Raw genomic sequence first — 22817 nt, 5'->3', positions numbered from 1 at the left:
TTGCTGTTGGGAAATGTTCGGAATTGGTCTCTTTGTTGACTCGTGTAGATTCCGGTGCGAGACTTCCTTTGCACGTGGGAACCATCACAACCAAGCCGCGTGGGCGGCATCAGAAAGGTAAACAATGACGTTTTCGATTGGCGTGTTGGGCGCCGGACAGTTCGGCAGCCAGTTCGCGCATCTGTTCAAGCTGCACCCGGGCGTGAGTGAGGTTTACGCCGTCGACGAGCTGCCCGAACGCGCGGCGGCGGCGCAGGAGCGCTGGGGCCTGGACGGGGTGATGGCCGGCTTTGACGAACTCCTGGAGTCCGACGTCGATGCTGTCGCCATCTTCACGCAGCGGTGGACCCACGGTCCCCTGGTGGAACGCGCCCTCAGGGCAGGCAAGCACGTCTACTCGGCCGTGCCCATGGCCATCTCAGAGGAAGAAATTGCCCGCATCATCGAGGCCGTCAGGGAGACCAAACTCGTCTACATGATGGGCGAAACAAGCTACTACAACCCCGCCACCGTGTTTGCGCGCAAGCAGCAGGAAGCCGGTAAGTTCGGCCGCGTCTTCTACACCGAGGGCGACTATGTCCACGACATGGACCTCGGGTTCTACGACGCTTACCAGTACAGCGGGGGAGAGCGCTGGAAGGAAACCGCGAGCTACCCGCCCATGCTGTATCCGACCCATGCCATCGGTGGTGTCCTGGGAGCAGTTCCCGGCCACGCTGTCAGCGTCAGCTGCATCGGCGTCAAGGACCAGCGCAATGACGGCGTCTTCGACAAGAAGGTCAGCATGTTCGGCAACGACTTCTCGAATGCAACGGCACTGTTCGAAATGAACGACGGCGGTGCGATGCGCACCAATGAGATGCGCCGCGTGGGGTACCCCTCACATATCCGCGAATCACGCTTCCGCTTCTTCGGAACTGAGGCCAGCTTCGAGCAACTCGCCACCACCACCGTGTGGCAGGACAAGTCTTCTGTGCAGGACGTGTCAGGGCAGGTGGAAACCAAACCGACCATGTCGGCTGATGATCCCTCGTTGGCCGACGTTGCTCCGGAACTTCGTGATGCCTTCATCTCCGGGCTTGCCCCGGTTCACGACCAGGCACGGCTGCCGCAGGAATTCCTTGGAGCTCCCAACGGCCACGAGGGCAGTCACCAGTTCCTGGTGGACGACTTTGTCACCGCCGTCAACAAGAACTCACTCCCGCCGGTAAATGCCTGGGTTGCTGCCCGCTACACCCTCCCGGGGATCATCGCCCACGAATCGGCCCTCCGCGGCGGCGAACGCCTGCCCATCCGCGACTTCGGCGATGCCCCTGCGATGTAGCTAGCATTTACCCCATGACCACATCAGCTGTACAAACCCCGCGCGGACCGGTGACCCGAAAAGACGTGGCCCGGTACGCCGGGGTGAGTACCGCCGTCGTGAGTTATGTGGTGAACGGTGGGCCGAAGAACGTTGCCCCGGCGACGGAAGCCAAAGTGCGCGATGCCATCCGCATCCTCGGGTACCGTCCGAATGCTGCAGCCCGGGCCTTGAAACTGGGCTCCAGCGAAACGGTTGGCGTCATAGTCCCGGACAACACCAACCCCTTCTTCACCCAGTTGGCCCACGCCGTTGAGGATGCTGCCGCAGAACTGGGATACGGCACGGTCCTTGCCAACTCCGACGGAAGCCTCAGCAAGGAACGCCAAAACATCCGGAACCTGGCGGCACGGCAAGTGGACGGGGTGTTCCTGGCGAGTTGTGTGTTCGATCCCGATCTTGGTGATCTGGAAGCCTCGGAGATCCCGTCGGTGCTGTTGAACAACGCCGGATCCCCACCGGGCTTCACGAGCGTCGGGGTGGACCTGGAAGCCGGAGGGCGCGCAGCGGTGGAGCACCTGATTGGGCATGGGCACACCAACATTGGCCTGGCCATTGGAACCAACACCGGGAACCAGTTGGACGGCCGCGAAGTGGGCTGGCTCGGGGCCCTGCGCGATGCCGGACTGCCGGACGGACCCATGCTGCACAGCCCGTTCAGCCGTCCCGGCGGTTATGAGCTGGGCAAACGGTTCCTCGCCATGGCCAACCGGCCAACGGCGATCTTCGCTTCCAACGATATGCAGGCCATTGGCATCCTTCGTGCCCTCCACGAAGCCGGCGTGACGGTGCCCGAGGACATTGCCCTGGTGTCCTTTGACGGCTCGATCGATTCCGAGTACAGCTGGCCCGCACTGACCACGGTGGCCCAGCCGGTGAACGCCATGGCCGAGGCCGCTGTGCGTGCCCTGGTGGGGGAGGGTCGAGGGGGAGACCGCGAGCACCGCATCCTGCCCACGGAACTGATCATCCGTCAATCCTGCGGCTGCCCCTAGGACCCTCTCTCACCTATCGCCCATTTCTGCCGGATCCTCTCTCCCCTATCGCCCGTTTCTGCCGGATCCTCGTTACCTTTTTCGTAGCCCGTTTCCTGGTGCAGGATGTGGGTGTGCTGGCCTGCTGGTCCCGGCATGATTTCAATCCTCTGTCGATCGATGATCTTGAGAGTGTTGTCACCGGGATTGGCAGGTGCCGGGGAGATCGCTAATAGGGGCAGGACAGTTCGGGAACGTCGTGCGTAACGTGGATGCCGGGCCCTGACACCGCGGACAGGCCAGCACAGGCAGCTGACTACGACCGGAGGTGCCGAGGGTGATCGAGAATCATGAAATTGCTGACGTGTTCGTCGGGCTGGATGTTGGCAAAGGCGTCCATCACGCCGTTGCGTTGGACCAGGCCGGGAAGAAACTGCTGGATAAGGCCCTGCCCAATGACGAAGCAAAGATCCGGGAAATCCTTGCCGGGTTGGAGGGCAAGGGACGGGTCCTGTTGGTGGTGGACCAGCCCGCAACGATCGGGGCGTTGCCGGTAGCGGTTGCCCAGGCTGCCGGTGTCCTGATCGGGTATCTGCCGGGGCTGGCAATGCGGCGGATCGCGGACCTGCATCCCGGAGAAGCGAAGACCGACGCGCGGGACGCGTTCATTATCGCTGAGGCGGCCAGGACCATGCCTCACGCCCTGCGCTCGGTCCGGTTGGCCGATGAACAACTCGCGGAATTGAGCATGCTCTGCGGCTTCGATGATGATCTGGCCAAGCAGGCTACGGCTACTTCGAACCGGATCCGCGGGTTGTTGAACCAGATCCACCCTGCTCTGGAACGGGTGTTGGGACCCTACATGGCCCATCCTGCAGTGCTGGACCTGCTGCGGATCTGGCCGACCCCTGAAGCGCTCCGTCACGCCGGCCGGCGCCGGATCGGGAACCGGCTGACCAAACTCGCCCCACGGCTGGGCGAACGCCTGGCAGATGAGATCATCGATGCCCTGGACCAGCAAACAGTTGTTGTCGTGGGCACGAACGCTGCGACCATCGTCCTGCCGCAGCTCGCGGCGATGCTCTCCGGGCTTCATAAATCCCGGATGACCGTCTACGCCCAGGTTGAAGCCCTTGTGGAGGCCCACCCTCTTCACCGGGTCCTGATGTCGCTGCCGGCCGTGGGCATCAGGACCGCTGCACGAATCCTCACCGAAGTCGCCGGGAAAGATTTCCCTACCGCCGCGCACCTGGCCTCATACGCCGGTCTGGCACCGGTGACCTGGCGCTCGGGATCCTCCATCCGGGGCGAGCACGCTTCCAGAAAAGGCAACAAAGTCCTCAAACGCACTCTGTTCCTCTCCGCCTTCGCCGCCCTCCACGACCCATCCTCCCGGGCCTACTACGAACGCAAACGCGCCGAAGGCAAACGCCACAACCAGGCCATCATCGCCCTCGCACGACGACGCTGCGACACCCTCTACGCCATGCTCCGCGACAGCACCCTCTACCAACCAAAACACCCATCAACAGCTTGACGAAAAACATAGGGGCACTCTCACCTATCGCCCGTTTCTGCTGGATACTCTCTCCCTCTCCTCAGGAAAGTGAGAGAGCGTCGGAAAAATCGTGCGGTTACGTGAGAGAGCGTTGGAAAAATCGTGCCATTACGTGAGAGAGCGTTGGGGGAACAGGGGGTGGAAGTGAGCGAGCATCCGGGGTTGGCGGATCAGGAGTCCATGCCCGCGCAGCGTTCGGGGCGGGCCAGCACCTGACCGATCTGGCCTGTGCCTGCTGCGACCGCCAGCCGGACCAGTGCGAACCCGGCCGCAAAGACGCCGCCAATTGTCAGGAAGACAACCGGCTGCGTCAGGAGCACGGCGCCCGCGAGCGGCAGGACCAGCAGGGCCGCAGCAGCGGCGGAGATGCCCGCCACCAGGAACAGGGGCGACATCACAGCCCGCACACGGGCGGCGACCATAAGTTCGCGGGGCATGCCCATCCGGTCCAGGGCCACCAGCATGGATGCCCGGTCCAGAACTGCGGCCGCCTGGTTCACACCCGCCGAGCACGCCACCATCAGGAACGAGCCCAGCAACGTGATCATGACGCCGGTATTGATGTCGCGCACCAGCAGGGCGGTCTCATGGGCAGCATCGCCGCCCATGGTGTCCGCCACGGCCATGCCCACCCCCACAAAGACCCCCACAAAGCTGGTCATCGCAACGCCCCCTACCTGTCGCCACGACTCCTTCGGACTTTCGAGCACGGTCCGCGCGGCGAGCAATTGCTCGGGTCGCTTGGCTCGTTTCAGCTGCGACGACGCCCGCAACCGCAGGACCCACGGACCCATGAGGTTCAGTGCCAGCAGCGCCAACCCGAAGCAGCCTCCCAGCACGGAGAGGATCACAATAAACGTACCGAAACTGCTGAGCATGCCCATGGCTGCTACTCCGGCGAGCACCACCACCACTGCCACCAGCCCGCGGACCCAATGGGCGCCGTCGGGGGTCTGCCGGGTCCGCACCCCCAGCGGCGTCACCACCACTTTCCGCAGTCCCAGCGCCGCGCTGACAGCGGCCAGCGCGCAGACACCGGCGATGCACGCCGCCATGGCTGGCAAGGACAGCCAGGCATATGATCCGATCGCCTGTCCGCGGAACTGGATCAGGCCAAGGAATGGCGCGGCGCACGCGTAGAGGGCGGCGCCCGCAATGGCACCGATGGCTGCGAGGATTGTCGATTCAATGACTGTCAGCCAGACGACCGTTGCGCTGTTGGCACCCAGCAACCGCAGGGACGCCAACCGGGCATCACGACGGCGGGCGGCCAGCTGTGCGGCCGAGGCGCCAAGGGTCAACAAGGGAACGATGAGCAGGACGACGGCGACGACCGCCAGCGCCTGGTAAGTTCCGGCGATGTCGTCGGACCATGACCAAAAGACCTGGGAACCGCCGGCAACAGTAAGAAGCAGTGCGGTGACGGTGCCGAAGGCCACGATCGGCAGCCCGGCATCCTTGAGGCCGGATTCGCGGAGGCTTCGGCCCTTGGCGAGATAGGGAGTGAGACGGACGGCCGTGACCAGACTAGACATTGAACGCGCCTTTGAAGTTGTGGACAGGCTGGGGTGCCACAGGGACCGGCCCACCGCTGTCGGCCACAATCCGGCCGTCCCGCAGTTCCACCACCCGCCGGCAGCGGGTGGCGACGTTGGGGTCGTGGGTCACCACCAGCAGTGTCCTGCCGTTGGCCGACGCGGAACCCAGCAACACGTCGAGCACCTCCGAGGACGTCGCCGAGTCCAGGGCACCGGTTGGTTCGTCGGCGAAAACCACCCGGGCGCCGGTTACCTGGGCGCGGGCGATGGCCACCCGCTGGACCTGCCCGCCGGACAGCTCACCCAATCGTCGCTTTTCCATGCCTGCCAGCCCCAGAGCGGCCAGCCACTCGGCGGACCGGGACTCGGCGGTGCGGCGGTCGGTACCGTTGAGCATGAGGGCCAGGGCCACGTTTTCAAGGGCGGTGAGTTCGGGCAGGAGCATGCCTTGCTGGAAGACAAAGCCGAATTCCTCGCGGCGTAGACGGGAGAGGGCAGCGTCCGTCATGGCACCAAGGTTCAGAGGCCCGGCCGCCGAACCCAAGGTGACCGTACCGGCGTCGGGCTTCAAAATCCCGGCGAGGCAGTGCAGAAGGGTGGTTTTACCGGAACCTGACGGACCGATGATGGCGACCGATTCGCCGGCGTTCACGGCGAAGTCCACGTGGTCCAGTGCGACGCTGCCGGGGTAGTGCTTGGAAAGCTGCTGGGCTTGAAGAATGGCGTTCATATACCCAGCATCCCCGGACCCCGGGTGCCGGGGCGTCAGTCCGGTGGCTGAAGTCTGCGGCCCGGCCTCCACCCGCGGTATGAGACCCAACTGGGTGACATTTGTGCGCGTTTTGAGCCCTCAAAACGCGCACAAATGCGACTTAGTTGGGTATTTTGGCGGTCCTGAGCTTCGCGACGTTCTCTTCAAGCAGCCGCCGGGCATCGTCGCCCAACAGTGAATCCGTGATGAGTTCGTCGGCTTCCTCCAGCGGCGCGATCGAGGCGATTCCCACGACCCCCCATTTGCTGTGGTCCGCCAACACCACGGTGCTGCGGGCCGATGCCATGAACGCCCTGTCCGTTTCGGCCTCCAGCAGGTTGGGCGTGGTGAAGCCGGCCCGGGCGTCCATGCCGTGGACACCGAGGAACAGCGCGTCCAGATGAAGCTGCTTCAGGGACGATGTCGCAATAGGACCGACCAGGGCATCGGATGGGGTGCGTTCGCCGCCAATCAGGATCACCGTGGACCCGAAACGTCCGGGCCCGGATGATGCTCCATGGAACAGTTCGGCAATCCGCACAGAGTTGGTGACCACCGTGATTCGGGGACCGTTGACCAATTCCTTGGCCAGGGCCCAGGTGGTGGTTCCCGCGCTCAGCCCGATCGCCATGCCCTCCTGTACCAGCGAGGCCGCCTCCACGGCGATTGCGTGCTTCTCGGCGGTCAACTGGGTGGACTTGAGCTCGAACCCGGGTTCGTGGGTGCCTGCGTCGCCGGGCAGCTTGGCTCCGCCGTGGATGCGTTCAACCCGCCCGGCTTCCTCCAAGGCCTCGATATCCCTGCGGACGGTCATGGGGGAGACTCCCAGCAGCAGGGCAAGGTCCGAGACGCGGACAACCCGTTCGCGCTGGACGGCATCAATGATGGCGGTGTGGCGTGCAGCCTGGAGCATCGGGGCCTTTCGGGGAGCCTCGTCGGGTCTGAGTCTGGCTACAGTCTAGGCTCCCGGCGGCTGTATTAAACCCCGACGGCGCCGCTCACCTCGTGTGGTGGGCGGCGCCGTCGCGTTCCAGGAAAGGCCGGGACGCTACTTCCGCAGCGATTCGGCGATCTGCGTCATGATGGACGGGTCGGCCAGGGTGGTGGCGTCGCCGGTGTCACGGCCTTCTGCAATGTCCTTGAGGAGGCGGCGGACGATCTTGCCTGATCGTGTTTTGGGCAGTTCCGGAACGATCAGCAGTTGCTTGGGCTTGGCGATCGGGCCGATTTCCTTGCCTACGTGATTGCGCAGTTCCAGCACGGTTTCGTCACCGTTGTTTACGGCGTCGCCACGGAGGATCACGAACGCCACGACGGCCTGGCCGGTGGTCTCGTCCGCGGCGCCGACCACTGCCGCTTCGGCCACTGCCGGGTGGGAGACGAGGGCGGATTCGATTTCCGTGGTGGAGAGGCGGTGGCCGGAGACGTTCATGACGTCATCCACGCGGCCCAGGAGCCAGACGTCGCCGTCTTCGTCCTTCTTGGCCCCGTCGCCGGCGAAATACATGGCCTCGAAACGGGACCAGTAGGTGTCCTTGAACCGCTCCGGGTCGCCCCAGATGCCGCGCAGCATGGAGGGCCAGGGTTCGCGGACCACGAGGTAGCCGCCTTCACCGTTGGCCACGGACGCGCCGTTCTCGTCCACCACGTCCACGGCGATGCCGGGCAGCGGAACCTGCGCCGAGCCGGGCTTGGTAGCCGTGACGCCGGGCAGCGGGGCGATCATCTGGGCGCCGGTTTCGGTCTGCCACCAGGTGTCCACGATCGGGGCCGGATTGGTCTTCTTGCCTCCGTTGCCGCCGATGACCTCCCGGTACCACATCCACGCTTCGGGGTTGATGGGTTCGCCCACGGACCCGAGCACGCGGATCGAGGAGAGATCGTACTTGCCAGGGATCTCCCGGCCCCACTTCATGAAGGTACGGATCGCGGTGGGGGCGGTGTAGAGGATGGAGACCTTGTATTTCTCCACGATTTCCCACCAGCGGCCCTGGTGCGGGGAGTCCGGCGTGCCCTCGTACATGACCTGGGTGGCGCCGTTGATGAGCGGGGCGTAGGTGACGTAGGAGTGGCCGGTGACCCACCCGACGTCGGCGGTGCACCAGTACACGTCCGTTTCCGGGTGGAGGTCGAACACGGCCTTGTGCGTGTACGCGGCCTGGGTGAGGTAGCCGCCGGTGGTGTGCAGGATGCCCTTGGGCTTGCCGGTGGTGCCGGAGGTGTAAAGGATGAACAGCGGGTGCTCGGAATCATGCCCGACGGCGGTGTGTTCAGTCCCAGCCGCGCCTACAGTGTCGTCCCACCACAGGTCGCGGCCCTCGACCCAGTTGACGTCCTCGCCGTTGCGCTTGACCACGACCACGTTGTTGACTGAGTGGCCCTCGCCGTTTTCCATAGCAGAGAGGGCCTCATCCACCGCAGGCTTCAAAGCGCTGGGCTTGCCGCGGCGGTACGTGCCATCGGCGGTTACCACGAGCTTGGCTTCTGCGTCCTCGATCCGGGACCGCAGGGCGTCGGCGGAGAACCCGCCGAACACCACCGAGTGCACGGCACCGATCCGGGCGCAGGCCAGCAGGGTGATGACGGCTTCGGGGATCATCGGCAGGTACACGGCCACGCGGTCGCCCTTGGCCACGCCCAAGGCCTCGAACGCGTTCGCTGCCTTCTTCACTTCCTGGGTGAGTTCGGCGTAGGTGTAAGTGCGGGTGTCGCCGGGTTCGCCCTCGAAGTAGATCGCGACCCGGTCACCGAGTCCGTTCTCCACGTGGCGGTCCAAGGCGTTGTACGCCGCGTTAACCTCTCCACCAACAAACCACTTGGCAAAGGGCGGGTTGGACCAATCCAGTGCCTCAGTGAAGTCCTTGTCCCAGCTCAGCAGCTCACGGGCCTGCTTGGCCCAGAAAGCGGGCCGATCGGCTTCTGCCTTGGCGTACTCGTCAGCGCCCACAACAGCGTCCGCCGCGAAGTCAGCCGACGGCGCAAACTTGCGGTTCTCATGCAGAAGGTTTTCAAGTGCCTCGGTGTGCGCGGCCCCACCCTGGGCCGTTGTAGCAGCAGCGGTGGCAGTGGATCCGGTGGTGTCCTGGGACATGGTGAACCTCATCATTCATCGATCTTTGCTGCGCGGACGCCGCCGGAGGACCCGCGCCGCCGCCGGGGCTCGACGTCGGGCGATCCAGCGGAGGTTCCGCAGAGTGCTGTCCGCCACCCACCCTATCGCTTCACAAGGTCCTACGTGTGCCTGGTCACAAATGTGCCAGCAAGCGGTACGGATTTGGCGACGAATGGCACCAGGGGAGGTGGGGAACCGCTTACATGACGACGACGGCGGGAGGCGCCGCTGCTGCTGGCGGAGCTGAACCAGTGCCTGCAACTGCGAGGGAGCTTGGAGTTTGCTGTGGGCGAAGTCGTAAGGGCCCTTTCAGCTAGAACACTGTCAGTGGCGTGGCATAGGCTGAACAAGTCCCGGGACGCATCAGAGGCGTGTCCGGTGTGCCGCGGAACAGTGCGGTTCAACCGGTCCGGACTGCCCGGGACACCGCCGTACGAAGGAGAAACAGATGAACCAGCTGAGCCCGGGCCCACACGACGCACATCAGGCGGGACAGGACACGAAAGCTGGAAAAGCCACCAACGGCAGCACGTCCAACCCAACTGCGGCACCGGCGGCCAACCCCGGTAAATACGACGCCGTTGCCGGCCCCTTCACAGTCCGGGACCTCACGGTGTTTGGCTCCGCGCTGCTCATGTTCGTAGCCTCGCTCCTGCCGATGTTCGGCGGCCGGTTCAACCTCTGGAATGTGGGCAACCTTTTCTTCCTGCTGCTGGGCATCCTCCTGCCGTTGACCGTGGTGGCACTGTTTGCAGCACGGCGGCTCCAGCCCAAGACCCACGTTCGGATCGGCTCCCTGTCCGTTGACCAGTTTGCGTCGGTCACGGCTGCGTTCGCGTTCCTCCTGTTCTTCCTCACGACGGCGGTGTCCTTCAATGGCAGCGTCCTGCTGGGCCTGGTGGGATCAGTGGGGCTCCTGGCAGCAACTGTTCTTGGCCCACACCTGCCTTTCCTTTCTGCCGACTTCAAAGGCCGTGCCGATGAACCCGCCCACGTGGTGGCGCGGCAGGCCGTCCAGCCCACCCGCAAGCCCCCCGCTCCCAAGACTCCCAAGCCCGCAGCCGGCAAGGTGGGCGAAAATGCCGCTCCCGTTTCCACCGGCCCTGGTGTTTCCGCTGGATTCGGTACCCCCGCCGGTGCCGCTGCTCCGGCTGGGACCGGGGCGCCCGCCGTCGTGCATTCTGCTGACGCCATCAGCGCATCGCCGCAGGAAGCTGACGCTCGCCAAGGAGCTCCGGCCACTCCAACGCCTCAGCCGGCAGCCCCGGCGGGAGCCGGCGGAAGCGCCGGGAATATCGGAACCGCCGCGAACCCGCCCGTAGCGCAGGAACCCCGGGCGCCACAGCCGGTTGCAGAACAAGCACCTCACGCGGGTGCATCTCCCGCGGCGGCGGGTGCAACCCAGGCCGCCGCGTCCCGAAATGCGTCAGGCACGCCACGCGAGGAGGCTCCCGCTGCTGCGGATGCTGCAACCACCCAGCACGCCCAGCAGCCCGCTCAGCAAGGCACCGAACGTCCGTGGGCAGCAACCATGGCTACCCCGATCGTCCACGGTGGACCCCGCTCCCATGAGTCCATCGGGGCCACGGTCGACCCAGCCAGCCGCCCCGACGACTCCAGCCCTGCCCCGGCCTACGAGGCTTTCTGGTTCGCTGTAGCCCAGCCGCGCACGGCCTATGACGAACGCACCGGTGCACCGGCCTTCGTCATCGAGCCCGGTGGCTGGGTCCTGGCACTGGAAGACCGCGGACATGAGTTCCTGGTCCAGGACACCGACGGCAAGATCGGCGTCCTGCGGGAACTGAGCAACATCGAACGCGGCTAGGCAGCGCGCTGTGGCCATCGCTGAAGCTGGTTCGCCGCTGGCGCTCAAACGCCGGGCACGCAAAATCAACAGGGTGCTTGCCGAAAAGTATCCGTACGCCCACGCAGAGCTGGACTTCCGCAACCCCTTCGAACTCGTGGTGGCCACTGTCCTCTCCGCGCAGACCACGGACGTACTGGTCAACCAGGTCACCAGGATTTTGTTCGCCCGCTACCCGGACGCCCGGGCCATGGCCGAGGCAGATCCCGTGGAGCTGGAAACCATCCTCCAACCCACCGGGTTCTTCAGGGCGAAAGCCCGGAACGTCCTGGCCTTGAGCAACAAGGTGGTGGATGACTTCGACGGTGAGGTTCCCGGCAGGTTGGAGGACCTGGTCACCTTGCCGGGCGTGGGACGCAAGACGGCCAACGTGGTGCTGGGAAATGCCTTCGGTGTTCCCGGCATCACGGTGGACACGCACTTTGGGCGCCTGGCGCGCCGGTTCGGTTGGACCGTGTCGGATGATCCGGTGAAGATCGAGTTCGACGTCGCTGAACTGTTCGAGCCACGGGACTGGACCATGCTGTCGCACCGCGTGGTGTTCCATGGGAGGCGGGTGTGCCATGCGCGGAAGCCGGCCTGCGGTGCCTGCCCGGTGGCTAGCCTTTGCCCCAGCTATGGGGAAGGGGAGACCGATCCTGTCAAAGCCGCCAAGCTGCTGAAGTACGAGCTCGCACCCGGAAACGAGGAACTTCTGGAGAAGCTTCTGGCCGAGACCCATCGGGCGGCCGAGATCCGGATGGAATCCCAAAGGAGGCCCGGATGACGGCGCTTGATGACCTGAAGGCGCTGGTGGAGCGTCTTGCATCGGGCGGGCAGAGGCATTCAGCCTATTGGTCCCAGCTGCCTGTCAGTGCCGAAACCACCAGGCGCGCGGCCGTCCTCATGCTCTTTGGGGTCCTGGACGACGTCCCCGCAGAATCGGACCGGCCCACTGCTCCCGCAGACCTCGACGTCCTGTTGCTGGAACGGGCCCACACGCTGGACGACCACCCCGGCCAGGTTGCCTTTCCGGGAGGCAGCGTGGATCCGGAGGACGAGTCCGTGGTTGCAGCGGCCCTTCGCGAAGCTGTGGAAGAGACCGGCCTGGACGCCGCGGGGGTCCGGGTGCTTGGACTGATTCCCGAACTCGGGCTGATCCGGAGTAACTTTCGGGTGACCCCGGTCCTGGCGTGGTGGGACGCCCCGTCTCCCGTGAGGGTGGTGGACTACGCGGAGTCCGCGCAGGTGTTCCGCGTGCCGGTGCGGGACCTCCTGGATCCTGCCAACAGGGTCACGGCCGCCATCAGCCGGTTCGGCCGCACCTACACCAGTCCAGGATTTACCGTCAATGGGGTCCTGGTGTGGGGCTTCACGGGGATGGTTCTCAGCGGGTTGTTCGACGAACTGGGCTGGACTGTTCCCTGGGACGAAACCCGGCTCCACCACATCGACCTCTAGCTCTACACTGCGGGTGCCGGAGCGTCCGCCAGCGGCACGTGGGGAGACAGGACGTCAACCGGGGCGGGAATCGGGGCATCCCGCAGCAGCCGGTGCAGGCCCGCCTGGGCTTCACCGAGCCGCCGCGATTCCATGGCGCGGAGCTGTTCGATGTCCGCCGGGTTGATGGTGGGGGTGAGTCCGGCCAGCCAGGCAAGTCCGGCAACGCTGTCGTGGTGTTCCCCCAGGATGCGCTGTAACGCCATGGCCGGCTGGACGATGGCTGCGGCCCGGGGTCCCAGCGCTTCCGCGACAGCTTCGGCAGCGTAGCGCAGTCCTTTGACGTCTTTGCGCGCTGCATGCAGGAGTTCATGGTGTTCTTCGGTGTTGACCTTCGTGGACATTGCGGCGCCCAACCGCTCCTGGACTTTTCTCCATTGCTGCTGCAGCAAGCGCGTCGCATCCTCCGGGCCGGGCTGCGGTTTGGTCGAGGGCAAGGGAAGCAAGGCAGCGCGGGCAGCAGCCAGCAGGTCGTCGTTCCGTGCGTCCCGGCCGACCGTTGCAGCCATCGTGTTGCTGGACGCCACCAGTTCCGCCAGCGCTTGGTGCAATGCCGCGCCGCTGAGCCAGTCGGCGTACGCGTCCAACCATAAGGTGAACCGCTGGGCAAGGACATAGGCGTCGCGGGCCTCGCCCAGGGCCCGGGCCAAGGACCGGATTCCGTCCCTCAAACCACGGGGGACATCGGGCAGGAGCGGCTGGTAGCAGGACATCACCGAGCGCAGGCGCCGAAGGGCAAGGCGGGCCGAGTGGACGGCTTCCTGGTCCGCGGCCGCGATCAGGGACATGCCCGCCTCCAGCTCCGACAGTTGAAAACCAACGTAGGAAGCCACCGCATCACGGATCTCCGACCCCACGAGCCAAGTGTCCTCCCGCCCGGGGCGGCGGACAAGGCACAAGCGGGTCCGTGCCTACTTCGCCTTGTCGTAGGAATCGACGACGGCGACACTCACCGGAAATTCCACCGGTATCCGGCCGAACAAGAGTTCCTTGGCAGCATGCGCCGCTTCCTCGATGGCCGCGATACAGGCTTCCACTGCGTTGTCGGGGGCGTGCACCATCACCTCGTCGTGGAGGAAGAAAACGAGTTCACCGGAGGGTGACCCCTCCGCGCGCAAGGTGCGCAGCCGCCGTCGTAATTCAGCCAGCCAGCATGCCGCCCACTCAGCCGCGGAACCTTGGACCACGAAGTTTCGGGTGAACCGTCCACGGGAGCGGGCCAGGTTGTCTGCGCGTCGCTGTTCTTCCGCAGTGGTGGACTGCTGGCTTCGCAGCCACCCGGGGGAGGGAGGTGGACTGCTGCGGCCCAGCCGGGTGGTTACGGTGAGCCCCGCTTCGCCGTCCCGGGCAGCCTGCTCCACGTACCCAACCGCCCGCGGGTAGGTTCGGGCGAGCTGGGGCATGAGCCTGCCTGATTCGCCTGTCGTGGCTCCATAGATGGCCCCGAGCAAGGCCACTTTTGCCTTGGACCGGTCACCGCCGAACCCTTGGGCGGCGATGCCTGCGTAGAGGTCCTTGTCACGGGCAGCGGCGGCCATTTTGGTGTCCTGGGCCAACGCCACCAGGACACGCGGCTCGAGTTGGGAAGCGTCGGCAACAATGAGTTTGTGGCCTGGATCGGCGTGGACTGCCGCGCGGATGTTCCGTGGAATCTGCAACGCCCCGCCACCGCGCGAAGCCCAGCGGCCGGACACCACCCCACCCACCACGTATTCGGGGTGGAACCTCCCGCTGTGTACCCAGGCGTCAAGCCAGGCCCAGCCGTTGGCGGTGTGGAGCCGTGACAGTTTCTTATAGGCCAGCAGGGGCGGAATGGCGGGGTGCCGCGATTCCTTGAGCTCCCACTGGCGGGTGCTTTTGACCTCGATCCCGTTCCGGTGCAGCGCACGCATCAGGTCCTGGGGAGAATCGGGGTTCAACGCCGGAGAATCCAGGATGCTGCGCAATTCCCTGCACAGGGTTTCCAGCGCGGGAGGTCGCTGGCCCAGGGGCGGGCGGGGTCCCAGCACCTCGTTGAGAATCTGTTCGTGGAGATCTTCCCGCCACGGGACACCCGCGTGCTGCATCTCCGCGGCCACGATCGCAGCCGCGGACTCGGCAGCCAGCAGCAACTGAAGCCGCTGCCTGCAGCGGTCATCCCCGGTGACGAGCGAAACCGCTTCCTGCTGTGCCGCAAACTCAGCGCGTAGATCGTCCAGGCCCATGCCCTTGGGTTGGGGCAGCTCCTCGAAGAGGGCATCCTGCAAGGCCGGCACCGGAGGCGGCTGGAGTGCACGCGGAGGAACGGTGTCGTCGTCGTGGGTGATCTTCGCCGCGCTGCGGGCGTACTGCTTGTCTGCTGTGAAGCTGGAGTGCGCCAGAATTGCTCCACACAGGGTGAGGTCATGGCAGCGCTCCACCTCGACGCCCTGTTTCAGCAGACCCGGGTACCAGTCCTGGGTGCGTTCCCAGACCCAGCGGGGCCGCTGGCTTTCCAAGTCAAGAACGACGGCGGCCAGCTCACTTCCGGTGACCACGCGGGCATCCGCTGTGGCCTTCCCGGCAGGAGAGACCCGTTGTATGGCTGCACCGTCCTGGTGGGGGGCGAGCAGCAGATACATGTCCTCCATTCTGCCTTGTTCCCGGAGCATGGCAGGTCGACTGCTCCCCAACAGCCGCTCCGGCCGCAGTCTTATCCACATGAGGGGATTCGGGCCTGTCCTCAGCCGTGTCCGGCCATGAGAGTGGCTTCATGAACAAGCGACATCGTCGGCAAAAGCACGGCCCCAACCAAACAGAGGAAATCCAGCACCCAGGGAACTGGACGCCGTCCGGTGGCGCCGACATCCTGCTGGTCACCGGCAACCCCCATCTGGAGGAGGAAGCCACCAGGATTGTCGCAGCAGCCGGCGGGAATTTGCGTGCAGTACCGGACATCGGAGACGCAATGCACGGGTGGGACCATGCCGATGCTGTGCTGATCGGCAGCGATATCCGGGAGATCCCGCCCCGCAGGCAAGTCCCGGCGATCCTCCTGGGCACGGCCGCCGAGGGGGACGGACTATGGAAACTGGCCGCCGCAGTGGGGGCTGACAGGGTAGCTGTCCTGCCCGAAGCCGCCGGCTGGCTGGCCGAGCACCTGAGCCTGTCGGGGTCCCCGGAGCCCGGCGGAAGCGTGCTCGGGCTCATAGGCGGCAGCGGCGGGGCCGGAGCCACCACTGCCGCAGTGTGGCTGGCGCAAGCGGCAGCAAGCCACGGTATCAGGACGTTGCTCATCGATGGCGACCCGTGGGGCGGTGGCCTGGAATTGGCCGTCACTGCAGACGAGCCGCCGGGCCTGCGGTGGCCCGACTTCACGGGCACCCGAGGCAGCATCGATCCCTCCCAGTTCCACGACTCTTTGCCGGTGGCCGGAGGGTTCGCGTTCCTGTCCTGGCCGGGGACGAGGGCACCTGTGGTGACACCCGAACCCGCTGCCGTGGCTGCCGTGATGGACGCCGCCCGCAGAAGCTTCGAAGCAGTGGTGGTGGACATCGGGCGGTCCGGGGACGCTCTCCGTACCCTGGCGTGGGATTGCGACCGGATGCTGCTTCTCACCTTGGCGCACCTCAAGCCTGCGGTTGCCGCCTCAAGAATCCTTGCGGAACTGCCGCCGGTGGATACCGCGCTCCTCGTCCGCGACGGCAGGCCGGCCGCCATGGATGCCGATGTCATCGCGGGATCCCTCGGCCTGCCCATGCTGGGCACTGTCCCGGGGATCCGCGGCGTGGCAGCAGCAACCGAGCAGGGGCGGCTGCTGGAACTGGGGCGGAGGAAACCGGTGCTTGCCTTTGCCGGAGAGGTCCTTGAACTGAACGGGCTCCTTCCATGAACCGGCCACTGAACGCCGGGGGCTGGCCGGCGGGTCGTGTTCCGGAAGGGTACCGCCGTCCGCAGAACCGCAGGCCGGATGCCATCCTGCTGGAAGCAGTGCGTGAATCCGTCCTTGCCGGCAACGGACCAGTGACGCCTTCTACTGTGGCGGCAGCAGTCCAAGCCAGCGGACGGCTTCTGGGGACTGCGGGAGCCCTTGAGGCTGCAGAATCCATCAACGCCGAGTTGAACGGTCTGGGACCGCTGCAGGGCCTCGCCAAGGATCCTTCCGTCACGGACATCTTCGTCAACGGGCCTGACTCCGTGTGGCTGGACAGGGGACGGGGGATCGAACAATCCAACGTACGGTTCGAGTCGGAACAGCAGGTCAGATCCCTGGCTACCAGGCTCGTCTGCGCCGGAGGACGGCGGCTGGACGACGGCTCGCCCTGCGTCGATGTCAGGCTCGACGGCGGTTATCGCGTCCACGCCGTGTTGTCGCCGATCTCAACCGCGGGAACCCTGTTGTCCATCCGCATCCGGCGGGAGGACACGTTCAGCATGGCAGAGCTGCGGGAGGGCGGCATGTTCGGCCCGGACGTGGAACACATACTCCGAGCCATCATGGAGCGTCGGCTCAGCTTCCTCATCAGCGGTGCCACGGGTTCGGGCAAGACGACGTTGCTCTCCACCATGCTGGGGCTTAGCCACCCATCGGAGCGCCTCGTGGTGATTGAGGACGCCTCGGAGCTGAACCCGGTCCATCCTCATGTGGTGTCGCTCGAATCCCGCCACGGCAACCTGGAGGGCGGGGGCGCCGTGGACCTCGGCGAACTGGTCCGGCAAGCGCTGCGCATGCGTCCTGATCGCTTGATTGTGGGGGAGTGCCGCGGACCGGAAGTGCGCGAACTCCTGACGGCACTCAACACCGGACACACGGGCGGGGGAGGAACCATCCACGCCAATACGGCACAGGACGTACCCGCCCGGCTGGTTGCCCTGGGCGCACTCGCCGGCCTTGGTGCCGAGGCTGTGCGGCTGCAGGTCTCCAGTGCCCTGGACGTTGTGATTCACGTGGAGAGAACCCCTCATGGCCGGCGGGTCGGTTCCATCGGAGTTTTGGTGGAGACTCCGCATGGCCAAACTGTGGAAACGGCTGTCCGGGTTTCGGCGTCCGGTGTTTCCTGGGAAGCCGCGTGGCCCTGCCTGGCTGACCGGCTCGGTCTCCACGGTCGGGGGCCGGGCGGTGCAGCACGAACAGTTGAGGGGTCCAATGATGCCAACAGCGCGGATCTGGCGCGGTACACGTGAGCATCATGCTGCTCCTGGTCCTTTCCCTGGCGGCGTGGCTGCACGTGAGCGGCTCCGGAACTTCACGCCGGCGCATGCAGGCGGTGTTGGACGCCTCTACCGAACCCGGCACCGGATCCTGGCGCTGGTCCCTGACCCGTCCAAAACCGCTGTTCCGGAGGCCGCCTGACAACGGTTCCGTGCCCCTGGTGGTCCTCGTTCAACAGCTTGCAGCGCTTCTTCGCGGTGGCCGTACTCCATCACGCTTATGGGAGGAAATATGGCAGGTACACCAGCTGCGCCCGGAGGTCGGCGGCGGCCACCGGATTTCCGGCAACTCCTTGAAAATTCTGGGTGCGGCCAAGGCAGCATCTGTCGTCGGGAACTCCCCGGCGCAGGCCATCCGAAGCAGGGCGGCCGGGGTGTACCCACGCCAGGGCAATGCCGAGCGGCGAATCTGGATGGAGCTGGCAGCATGCCTGGAAGTGGCCGAAACCAGCGGCTGTCCCTTGGCTGACCTGCTGACACGGTTCGCAGCGCAACTGGAAGCCGAGGAGGATGCCGAGGCCGCCCGGCAAACTGCGCTGGCTGGTCCCAAAGCCACCGTGCGGCTCTTGTCCTGGCTACCGGTGTTCGGGCTGGTCCTGGGCACGGCCTTGGGCGTTGATCCTGTGGGAATCCTGCTGGAGAACATTTTTGGAATCGCCACCTTGGGTACAGGGCTCCTGCTGACAGTAGCCGGGAGGGTATGGTCCTCACGGCTTGTAACTGCTGCGGCCGGACCAACGTGATACCCGAATACCCGGTGGTGTGCCTGGTGGTTGTCCTTGGTGCTGCGGCCTTCCTGGCCTTCCACCCAGGAGGCATGACGGCCTCGGTCCGGCGACGTCTGAAATCGTCGTTGGCTTCCCGCCGCCACGCGGTTGAGGCCGTTCACCACGCCGGCCAGGACCTCCCTGAGGCTCCCGGCGACGGTCTCCGCGATCCTGCCATGATGCTGGAACTGGTGGCCTCCATGCTGGACGCAGGTGCGGGTCTTGGACGCGCATTGGAGCTGGTCGCCCGCAGCGGAACTCCCGAGGTCGCCAGTTCCCTGCGGCCTGTGGTGGCCGCCCTGGCCATCGGGACCGACTGGCAGACGGCATGGGGAAGTTCCGTAAAGCCCGCGCCCGAAGTCGTCCGGCTCAGGAATGCGCTGGCTTTCGCCGCCATGACCGGTGCGCCTTCGGCGGCCATTCTCTACGCACAGGCAGCAAGGGAACGGCGGGAACAGTTCCGGGCAGCAGAAAAGCGGGCGGCTGCCCTCGGCGTCAAGCTCGTCGTGCCTTTGGGTCTCTGTTCCCTTCCGGCGTTCATCTGCCTGGGCATTGTCCCCGTGCTGATCGCGATGATGCCCGCAGGATGATGCAGCACCATGACGCCCGGCCTGCCCCACTGTTCCTCCACACACAGCATGGGCGGACGGTTTATCCACTTCACCCAAGCAACCCCTACAGGACCCGGTGAAGACCCGGAAGAGTCAATGATGCCGGACGATTCACCGGTATTCCCTCTGGAAGGACAGACAATGACAACAGCCAATTCCAACTCCGCCCTTTCCGTACGGCCCTGCCAGGGGCGGTGCTTTGCGGCGATGACCAGGCGGCTTCGATCCAGGTTCGGGAGCGCAGGGTCCGAAGCCGGGATGGCCACGGCGGAATACGCCATCGCAACGCTTGCTGCTGTTGGACTGGCGGGCCTGCTGGTGGTCATCCTTCGCAGCGAGGAAGTCCGCGGTTTCCTGCTCACCCTGATCCGCACTGCGCTGTCGCTGCCATGACCCCTGCGTCGAACGGCCCCCTCAACCAGGACGGTGCCGTGACGGCCGAATTCGCCGTCGCGTTGCCGGCCGCGGTCCTCCTCCTGGCATTCCTTCTCACGGGCGGTGCCGCGGGTATCACCCAGTTCCGACTGGAGGAAGCGGCACGAGCTGGTGCCCGTGCCCTGGCCCGCGGCGACAGCACAGACCAAGCCCAGGCCATCGTCCGGCAACTCGCAGGTGACACAGCAACCGCGGTGGTCGGGGTAAGCGACGGCTGGGTCACGGTGACAGCATCGGCAGCGCCCGGCGGTGCGTTGGGCCACATGATTCCGTGGACCCTGACGGCAACGGCTACGGCCCTGACCGAGAACGCCCCGGAACCGGCGGGTTCAGGAGATGTGGCCGGTCCATGAAACGGGCGTGGAGGGTTATCCACCGGCGGTGGCGGGGGCCGGGCGGCCGGACCAAGGAAATATATAGCCCTGCGCTGGAGCGCGGGGCGGGAACACTCCTGGCCCTGGCGCTCGCGGTGGTGGTCATGGCACTGGCTGCCGGACTGTTGCTTCTGGTGAGGGCCGGCATTCTGGCATCGCAGGCTGCAACGGCGGCGGACCTGTCAGCGTTGGCGGCGGCCGACGCTGCGCGGGGCCTTGCCGAAGGCGATCCGTGCACGGTCGCAGCTGCCGTCGCGGCCAGGCACGGAGCGGGGCTGACCGGGTGCACGGTGACGGGCGGGGAAGTTGTGGAAGTCTCCACTGAGTTGGAGGCTGCCTTCTCCCTGGGAGCAGCCACAGGGCGCTCGCGGGCAGGACCGCCACCATAAACGCGAGTGCACGCCTGCCGCCGTAGAGGCTCAGGGGAACCGACGTAACAGTTCCGGCATCAGGAAGAAGCTAAACGGCTTCCTTCAGCAAGACGTCGAGGAGCGTGATGGCGGCTGCCTTGTCCAGCGGGTTGTTCTTGTTTCCGCACTTCGGAGACTGCACACAGGACGGGCAGCCGGCATCGCACTCGCAGGCCTTGATGGCCTCACGGGTGGCCGTGAGCCAGACCTTGGCTTTCCCGAACCCCCGCTCGGCAAAGCCTGCACCACCGGGATGGCCGTCGTACACAAAGATGGTGGGGACTCCGGTGTCCGCGTGAAGGGCGGTGGATACGCCCCCGATGTCCCAGCGGTCACTGGATGCCACCAGCGGAAGGAGCCCAATGGCAGCATGCTCTGCGGCGTGCAACGCTCCCGGAAACTGTGCCTCGACCAGGCCGGCGCCGTGAAGGGAGCGGTTGTCCACCACGAACCACACGGCCTTGGTGAACAAGTCACGTGCCCCGAGGTCCAAGGGTTCCTCACCCAGGATTTCGTTGGAGATCAAGGCCTTGCGCTGGAAGGAGACAACTTGGGTGGTTACCTTGACATCGCCGAAATGGACGGTGATGTCTCCCCACTGCATGGACTTCGATGTCTCCAGGACTTCGATCTGGGTGACGTCCCGTGCAGTCGTGTAGAAATCGGGGTTGACGCGCTTCACCATGACGCAATGGTCGGTTTCGTTCAGTTCCTCCACCAGATAGCTCTCGCCCTGGTGGACGTAGATCGCTCCGGTGTGCGCCTGGTAGTGGGTTTGGGGGGAATCCATGGTGCCCAGCAGCGACCCCGTTTCGGTGTCCACAATGCTCACCGGGCCACCGCCGTCGGCGCGGAGGTTGACCATGCCGGCGGCGCTCTCCGGATGGGTCCAGAACCACCCGGCGGGCCGCTTCCGGAGGTACCCCTGGATGACCAGCTTGTCGAGGAGGCCCGCTGCTGTGGGGCCGAAGAGTTCCAGCTCTGCTGGCCCGATGGGCAGCTCCGCTGCAGCAGCACACAGGTGCGGGCCCAGCACATACGGGTTGCCGGGATCAAAGACGGTGGCCTCAACAGAGACGTCGAAGATGGCCTGGGGGTGGTTCACCAGATAGGTATCCAGGGGATCGTCGCTTGCCACGAATGCGGCGATGGCATCCTGGCCTGCCCGTCCTGCCCGCCCTATCTGTTGGAAGAGCGAGGCGCGCGTGCCCGGCCACCCGGCCACGATCACTGCATCCAGCCCGGAGATGTCGATGCCCAGCTCCAATGCAGAGGTACTGGAAACGCCAAGGAGTTGGCCGGAGCGCAGGGCTTGCTCCACGGCCCTGCGCTCTTCCGGCAGGTAACCGGAACGATACGCTGCCACGCGCCCGGGCAGGCTTGGATCCACGTCATTCAGCAGCCGCTTGGTGATGGAGGAGATGGACTCAGCGCCACGGCGGGATTTGATGAAGGCTATCGTCCTGACCCGTGCAGATACCAGGTTTGCCAGGATGTCGGCGGTTTCGGCCACTGCGGTCCTGCGCTGCTTGGCGCCGTTCTCCCCTTTGACGTCCGTCAACGAAGGCTCCCACAGCGCAACCGTGGTGGACCCGTGGGGGGACGAATCTTCGGCGACCTCACGCACCGGAGCGCCAATGAGCCGGCCAAAGGAAAGGCCGGGGTCGGAAGCAGTGGCGGAGGCGGCAATGAACACGGGCTCGGGGAAGGAATTACCCGCCCCGTAATAGGCGCAGATCCGTCGCAGCCGCCTCATCAGGTTGGCAACGTGGGATCCGAAAACACCGCGGTAGCTGTGGGCTTCATCCACAATCACGTAGCGGAGCCGGCGGAAGAAGCCAGCCCACCAGGCGTGGTTGGGAAGGATGCCAAAATGCAGCATGTCGGGGTTGGCAAGGATGAAGTTGGCGTGCCCACGGATCCACCGGCGCGACGCCATGTCGGTATCGCCGTCGTAGGTTTCCGCGCGTACGGTAGGAAGCCTGAGCGAGCGGACCGCCGCCAATTGGTCAGCAGCCAAAGCCTTGGTGGGGGAGAGATACAAGGTGACGGCGCCGTCGTCGTGGATTTTCCCCGGTTCTGCCTGGATCCGCAGCTCGGAGCGGTGGATGGCGTCCAGAGCAGGCAGCTGGTACGCCAACGACTTTCCCGAGGCCGTGCCGGTGGCGATCACCACATGCTGTCCGGAGTGGGCAAGGTCGGCGGCCTGGACCTGGTGGCGGTACGGTTCCCGGACACCCAGGGAGCCGTAGGCCTCCACAATGTCGGGGTGCACCCATGCCGGCCAGGGCTCGTTGATTGCTTTGCGGGCAGGGATCGTGTGGACGTGGCGCAGCTGCTCGGGGTCCGGCGTCCGGCCCAGCAGGTTGATCGGGGAAGTTGTTGCAGCCACCTGATCATTGTTTCATTCCG

At 65.5% G+C, this 22817-nt stretch carries 18 protein-coding genes and 2 pseudogenes; 13 read left to right on the top strand and 7 right to left on the bottom strand.

All coding sequences use genetic code 11. The annotated features are described in order from the left end of the window. Nucleotides 1–124 precede the first annotated feature (124 nt). The 3 genes and pseudogenes from ACPFL9_RS16690 (at nucleotide 125) to ACPFL9_RS16680 (ending at nucleotide 3874) form a co-directional block, all read left to right on the top strand. Nucleotides 125–1324 (top strand): Gfo/Idh/MocA family protein, encoded by a 1200-nt coding sequence (locus ACPFL9_RS16690; RefSeq protein ID WP_426003973.1) that lies wholly within the window; start codon nucleotides 125–127, stop codon nucleotides 1322–1324. Nucleotides 1325–1338: 14 nt separating this feature from the next. Beyond that, nucleotides 1339–2358, top strand: coding sequence for a LacI family DNA-binding transcriptional regulator (locus tag ACPFL9_RS16685; protein WP_426003971.1), 1020 nt, complete (start codon nucleotides 1339–1341; stop codon nucleotides 2356–2358). Nucleotides 2359–2609: 251 nt separating this feature from the next. After that, nucleotides 2610–3874: pseudogene (locus tag ACPFL9_RS16680) on the top strand (IS110 family transposase). Nucleotides 3875–4065: 191 nt separating this feature from the next. On the opposite strand, the gene ACPFL9_RS16675 reads toward ACPFL9_RS16680, so the two are convergent. The 4 genes from ACPFL9_RS16675 to acs form a co-directional block, all read right to left on the bottom strand. Then, complete coding sequence (locus ACPFL9_RS16675; RefSeq protein ID WP_426003970.1) at nucleotides 4066–5430, bottom strand: FtsX-like permease family protein; 1365 nt, start codon at nucleotides 5428–5430, stop codon at nucleotides 4066–4068. Beyond that, complete coding sequence (locus tag ACPFL9_RS16670; protein ID WP_426003969.1) at nucleotides 5423–6163, bottom strand: ABC transporter ATP-binding protein; 741 nt, start codon at nucleotides 6161–6163, stop codon at nucleotides 5423–5425. Before ACPFL9_RS16670 ends, ACPFL9_RS16675 begins: the two co-directional genes overlap by 8 nt. Nucleotides 6164–6305: 142 nt before the next feature. Beyond that, nucleotides 6306–7097 carry a DeoR/GlpR family DNA-binding transcription regulator gene (locus tag ACPFL9_RS16665; protein WP_426003968.1) on the bottom strand — a complete coding sequence of 264 codons (792 nt, stop codon included), beginning with the start codon at nucleotides 7095–7097 and terminating at the stop codon, nucleotides 6306–6308. A gap of 135 nt (nucleotides 7098–7232) precedes the next feature. Then, nucleotides 7233–9275 carry an acetate--CoA ligase gene (acs, locus tag ACPFL9_RS16660; RefSeq protein ID WP_426007601.1) on the bottom strand — a complete coding sequence of 681 codons (2043 nt, stop codon included), beginning with the start codon at nucleotides 9273–9275 and terminating at the stop codon, nucleotides 7233–7235. A gap of 469 nt (nucleotides 9276–9744) precedes the next feature. Between acs and ACPFL9_RS16655 the strand changes: the two genes are divergently transcribed. The 3 genes from ACPFL9_RS16655 to ACPFL9_RS16645 are packed head-to-tail and all read left to right on the top strand — an operon-like array spanning nucleotide 9745 to nucleotide 12600. Further along, entirely contained in the window at nucleotides 9745–11121 is a 1377-nt protein-coding gene (locus ACPFL9_RS16655; RefSeq protein ID WP_426003967.1) for a hypothetical protein, read from the top strand. 10 nt (nucleotides 11122–11131) lie between these two features. Next, nucleotides 11132–11926: an endonuclease III gene (gene nth / locus ACPFL9_RS16650; RefSeq protein WP_426003966.1), complete on the top strand. Its 795-nt coding sequence runs from the start codon at nucleotides 11132–11134 to the stop codon at nucleotides 11924–11926. After that, nucleotides 11923–12600: an NUDIX hydrolase gene (locus tag ACPFL9_RS16645; protein ID WP_426003964.1), complete on the top strand. Its 678-nt coding sequence runs from the start codon at nucleotides 11923–11925 to the stop codon at nucleotides 12598–12600. The genes nth and ACPFL9_RS16645 overlap by 4 nt, the downstream gene beginning before the upstream one ends. Before the next feature lie 2 nt (nucleotides 12601–12602). On the opposite strand, the gene ACPFL9_RS16640 is transcribed toward ACPFL9_RS16645, so the two are convergent. Both ACPFL9_RS16640 and ACPFL9_RS16635 read right to left on the bottom strand, forming a co-directional pair. Then, entirely contained in the window at nucleotides 12603–13496 is an 894-nt protein-coding gene (locus tag ACPFL9_RS16640; protein ID WP_426003963.1) for a CHAD domain-containing protein, read from the bottom strand. Between the two features lie 54 nt (nucleotides 13497–13550). Beyond that, nucleotides 13551–15239 (bottom strand): bifunctional 3'-5' exonuclease/DNA polymerase, encoded by a 1689-nt coding sequence (locus tag ACPFL9_RS16635; RefSeq protein WP_426003962.1) that lies wholly within the window; start codon nucleotides 15237–15239, stop codon nucleotides 13551–13553. Between the two features lie 131 nt (nucleotides 15240–15370). Between ACPFL9_RS16635 and ssd the strand changes: the two genes are divergently transcribed. The 7 genes and pseudogenes from ssd to ACPFL9_RS16600 all read left to right on the top strand — a co-directional run bounded on the left by ssd (nucleotide 15371) and on the right by ACPFL9_RS16600 (nucleotide 20384). Beyond that, nucleotides 15371–16489, top strand: coding sequence for a septum site-determining protein Ssd (gene ssd, locus ACPFL9_RS16630; protein WP_426003961.1), 1119 nt, complete (start codon nucleotides 15371–15373; stop codon nucleotides 16487–16489). Then, the gene (locus ACPFL9_RS16625; protein WP_426003960.1) at nucleotides 16486–17781 is read left to right on the top strand and encodes a TadA family conjugal transfer-associated ATPase; all 1296 of its coding nucleotides are present in this window, start codon (nucleotides 16486–16488) and stop codon (nucleotides 17779–17781) included. Before ssd ends, ACPFL9_RS16625 begins: the two co-directional genes overlap by 4 nt. Before the next feature lie 5 nt (nucleotides 17782–17786). After that, nucleotides 17787–18551, top strand: coding sequence for a type II secretion system F family protein (locus ACPFL9_RS16620; RefSeq protein WP_426007600.1), 765 nt, complete (start codon nucleotides 17787–17789; stop codon nucleotides 18549–18551). Beyond that, nucleotides 18548–19165, top strand: coding sequence for a type II secretion system F family protein (locus tag ACPFL9_RS16615; protein ID WP_426003959.1), 618 nt, complete (start codon nucleotides 18548–18550; stop codon nucleotides 19163–19165). The genes ACPFL9_RS16620 and ACPFL9_RS16615 overlap by 4 nt, the downstream gene beginning before the upstream one ends. Nucleotides 19166–19429: 264 nt before the next feature. Next, nucleotides 19430–19579 (top strand): annotated as a pseudogene (locus ACPFL9_RS16610) (DUF4244 domain-containing protein); the annotation flags it as partial. Continuing rightward, on the top strand, nucleotides 19576–19974 hold the full coding sequence (locus ACPFL9_RS16605) for a TadE family type IV pilus minor pilin (protein ID WP_426003958.1): 399 nt from the start codon (nucleotides 19576–19578) through the stop codon (nucleotides 19972–19974). The pseudogene ACPFL9_RS16610 and the gene ACPFL9_RS16605, both read left to right, overlap by 4 nt. Next, a complete protein-coding gene (locus ACPFL9_RS16600) occupies nucleotides 19971–20384 on the top strand; it encodes an Rv3654c family TadE-like protein (RefSeq protein WP_426003957.1) in 414 nt (137 codons plus the stop codon). Before ACPFL9_RS16605 ends, ACPFL9_RS16600 begins: the two co-directional genes overlap by 4 nt. A gap of 70 nt (nucleotides 20385–20454) precedes the next feature. Here ACPFL9_RS16600 and ACPFL9_RS16595 read toward each other — a convergent pair whose 3' ends face one another. Continuing rightward, the gene (locus tag ACPFL9_RS16595) at nucleotides 20455–22797 is read right to left on the bottom strand and encodes a DEAD/DEAH box helicase (protein ID WP_426003956.1); all 2343 of its coding nucleotides are present in this window, start codon (nucleotides 22795–22797) and stop codon (nucleotides 20455–20457) included. Between the last annotated feature and the right edge of the window lie 20 nt (nucleotides 22798–22817).

The sequence above is a fragment of the Paenarthrobacter sp. NyZ202 genome, from assembly GCF_049860755.1.
Taxonomy (GTDB): domain Bacteria; phylum Actinomycetota; class Actinomycetes; order Actinomycetales; family Micrococcaceae; genus Arthrobacter.
This window is presented reverse-complemented; position numbering and strand designations above follow the sequence as displayed.

Coding starts and splice junctions, on each gene's coding strand:
- ACPFL9_RS16655 (WP_426003967.1), top strand. CDS start 9,745: ATGAACCAGCTGAGCCCGGGCCCACACGACGCACATCAGGCGGGACAG.
- ACPFL9_RS16675 (WP_426003970.1), bottom strand. CDS start 5,430: ATGTCTAGTCTGGTCACGGCCGTCCGTCTCACTCCCTATCTCGCCAAG.
- ACPFL9_RS16670 (WP_426003969.1), bottom strand. CDS start 6,163: ATGAACGCCATTCTTCAAGCCCAGCAGCTTTCCAAGCACTACCCCGGC.
- ACPFL9_RS16625 (WP_426003960.1), top strand. CDS start 16,486: ATGAACCGGCCACTGAACGCCGGGGGCTGGCCGGCGGGTCGTGTTCCG.
- ACPFL9_RS16685 (WP_426003971.1), top strand. CDS start 1,339: ATGACCACATCAGCTGTACAAACCCCGCGCGGACCGGTGACCCGAAAA.
- ACPFL9_RS16665 (WP_426003968.1), bottom strand. CDS start 7,097: ATGCTCCAGGCTGCACGCCACACCGCCATCATTGATGCCGTCCAGCGC.
- ssd (WP_426003961.1), top strand. CDS start 15,371: ATGAACAAGCGACATCGTCGGCAAAAGCACGGCCCCAACCAAACAGAG.
- ACPFL9_RS16690 (WP_426003973.1), top strand. CDS start 125: ATGACGTTTTCGATTGGCGTGTTGGGCGCCGGACAGTTCGGCAGCCAG.
- ACPFL9_RS16635 (WP_426003962.1), bottom strand. CDS start 15,239: ATGTATCTGCTGCTCGCCCCCCACCAGGACGGTGCAGCCATACAACGG.
- ACPFL9_RS16605 (WP_426003958.1), top strand. CDS start 19,576: ATGACCCCTGCGTCGAACGGCCCCCTCAACCAGGACGGTGCCGTGACG.
- acs (WP_426007601.1), bottom strand. CDS start 9,275: ATGTCCCAGGACACCACCGGATCCACTGCCACCGCTGCTGCTACAACG.
- ACPFL9_RS16620 (WP_426007600.1), top strand. CDS start 17,787: ATGCTGCTCCTGGTCCTTTCCCTGGCGGCGTGGCTGCACGTGAGCGGC.
- ACPFL9_RS16645 (WP_426003964.1), top strand. CDS start 11,923: ATGACGGCGCTTGATGACCTGAAGGCGCTGGTGGAGCGTCTTGCATCG.
- ACPFL9_RS16600 (WP_426003957.1), top strand. CDS start 19,971: ATGAAACGGGCGTGGAGGGTTATCCACCGGCGGTGGCGGGGGCCGGGC.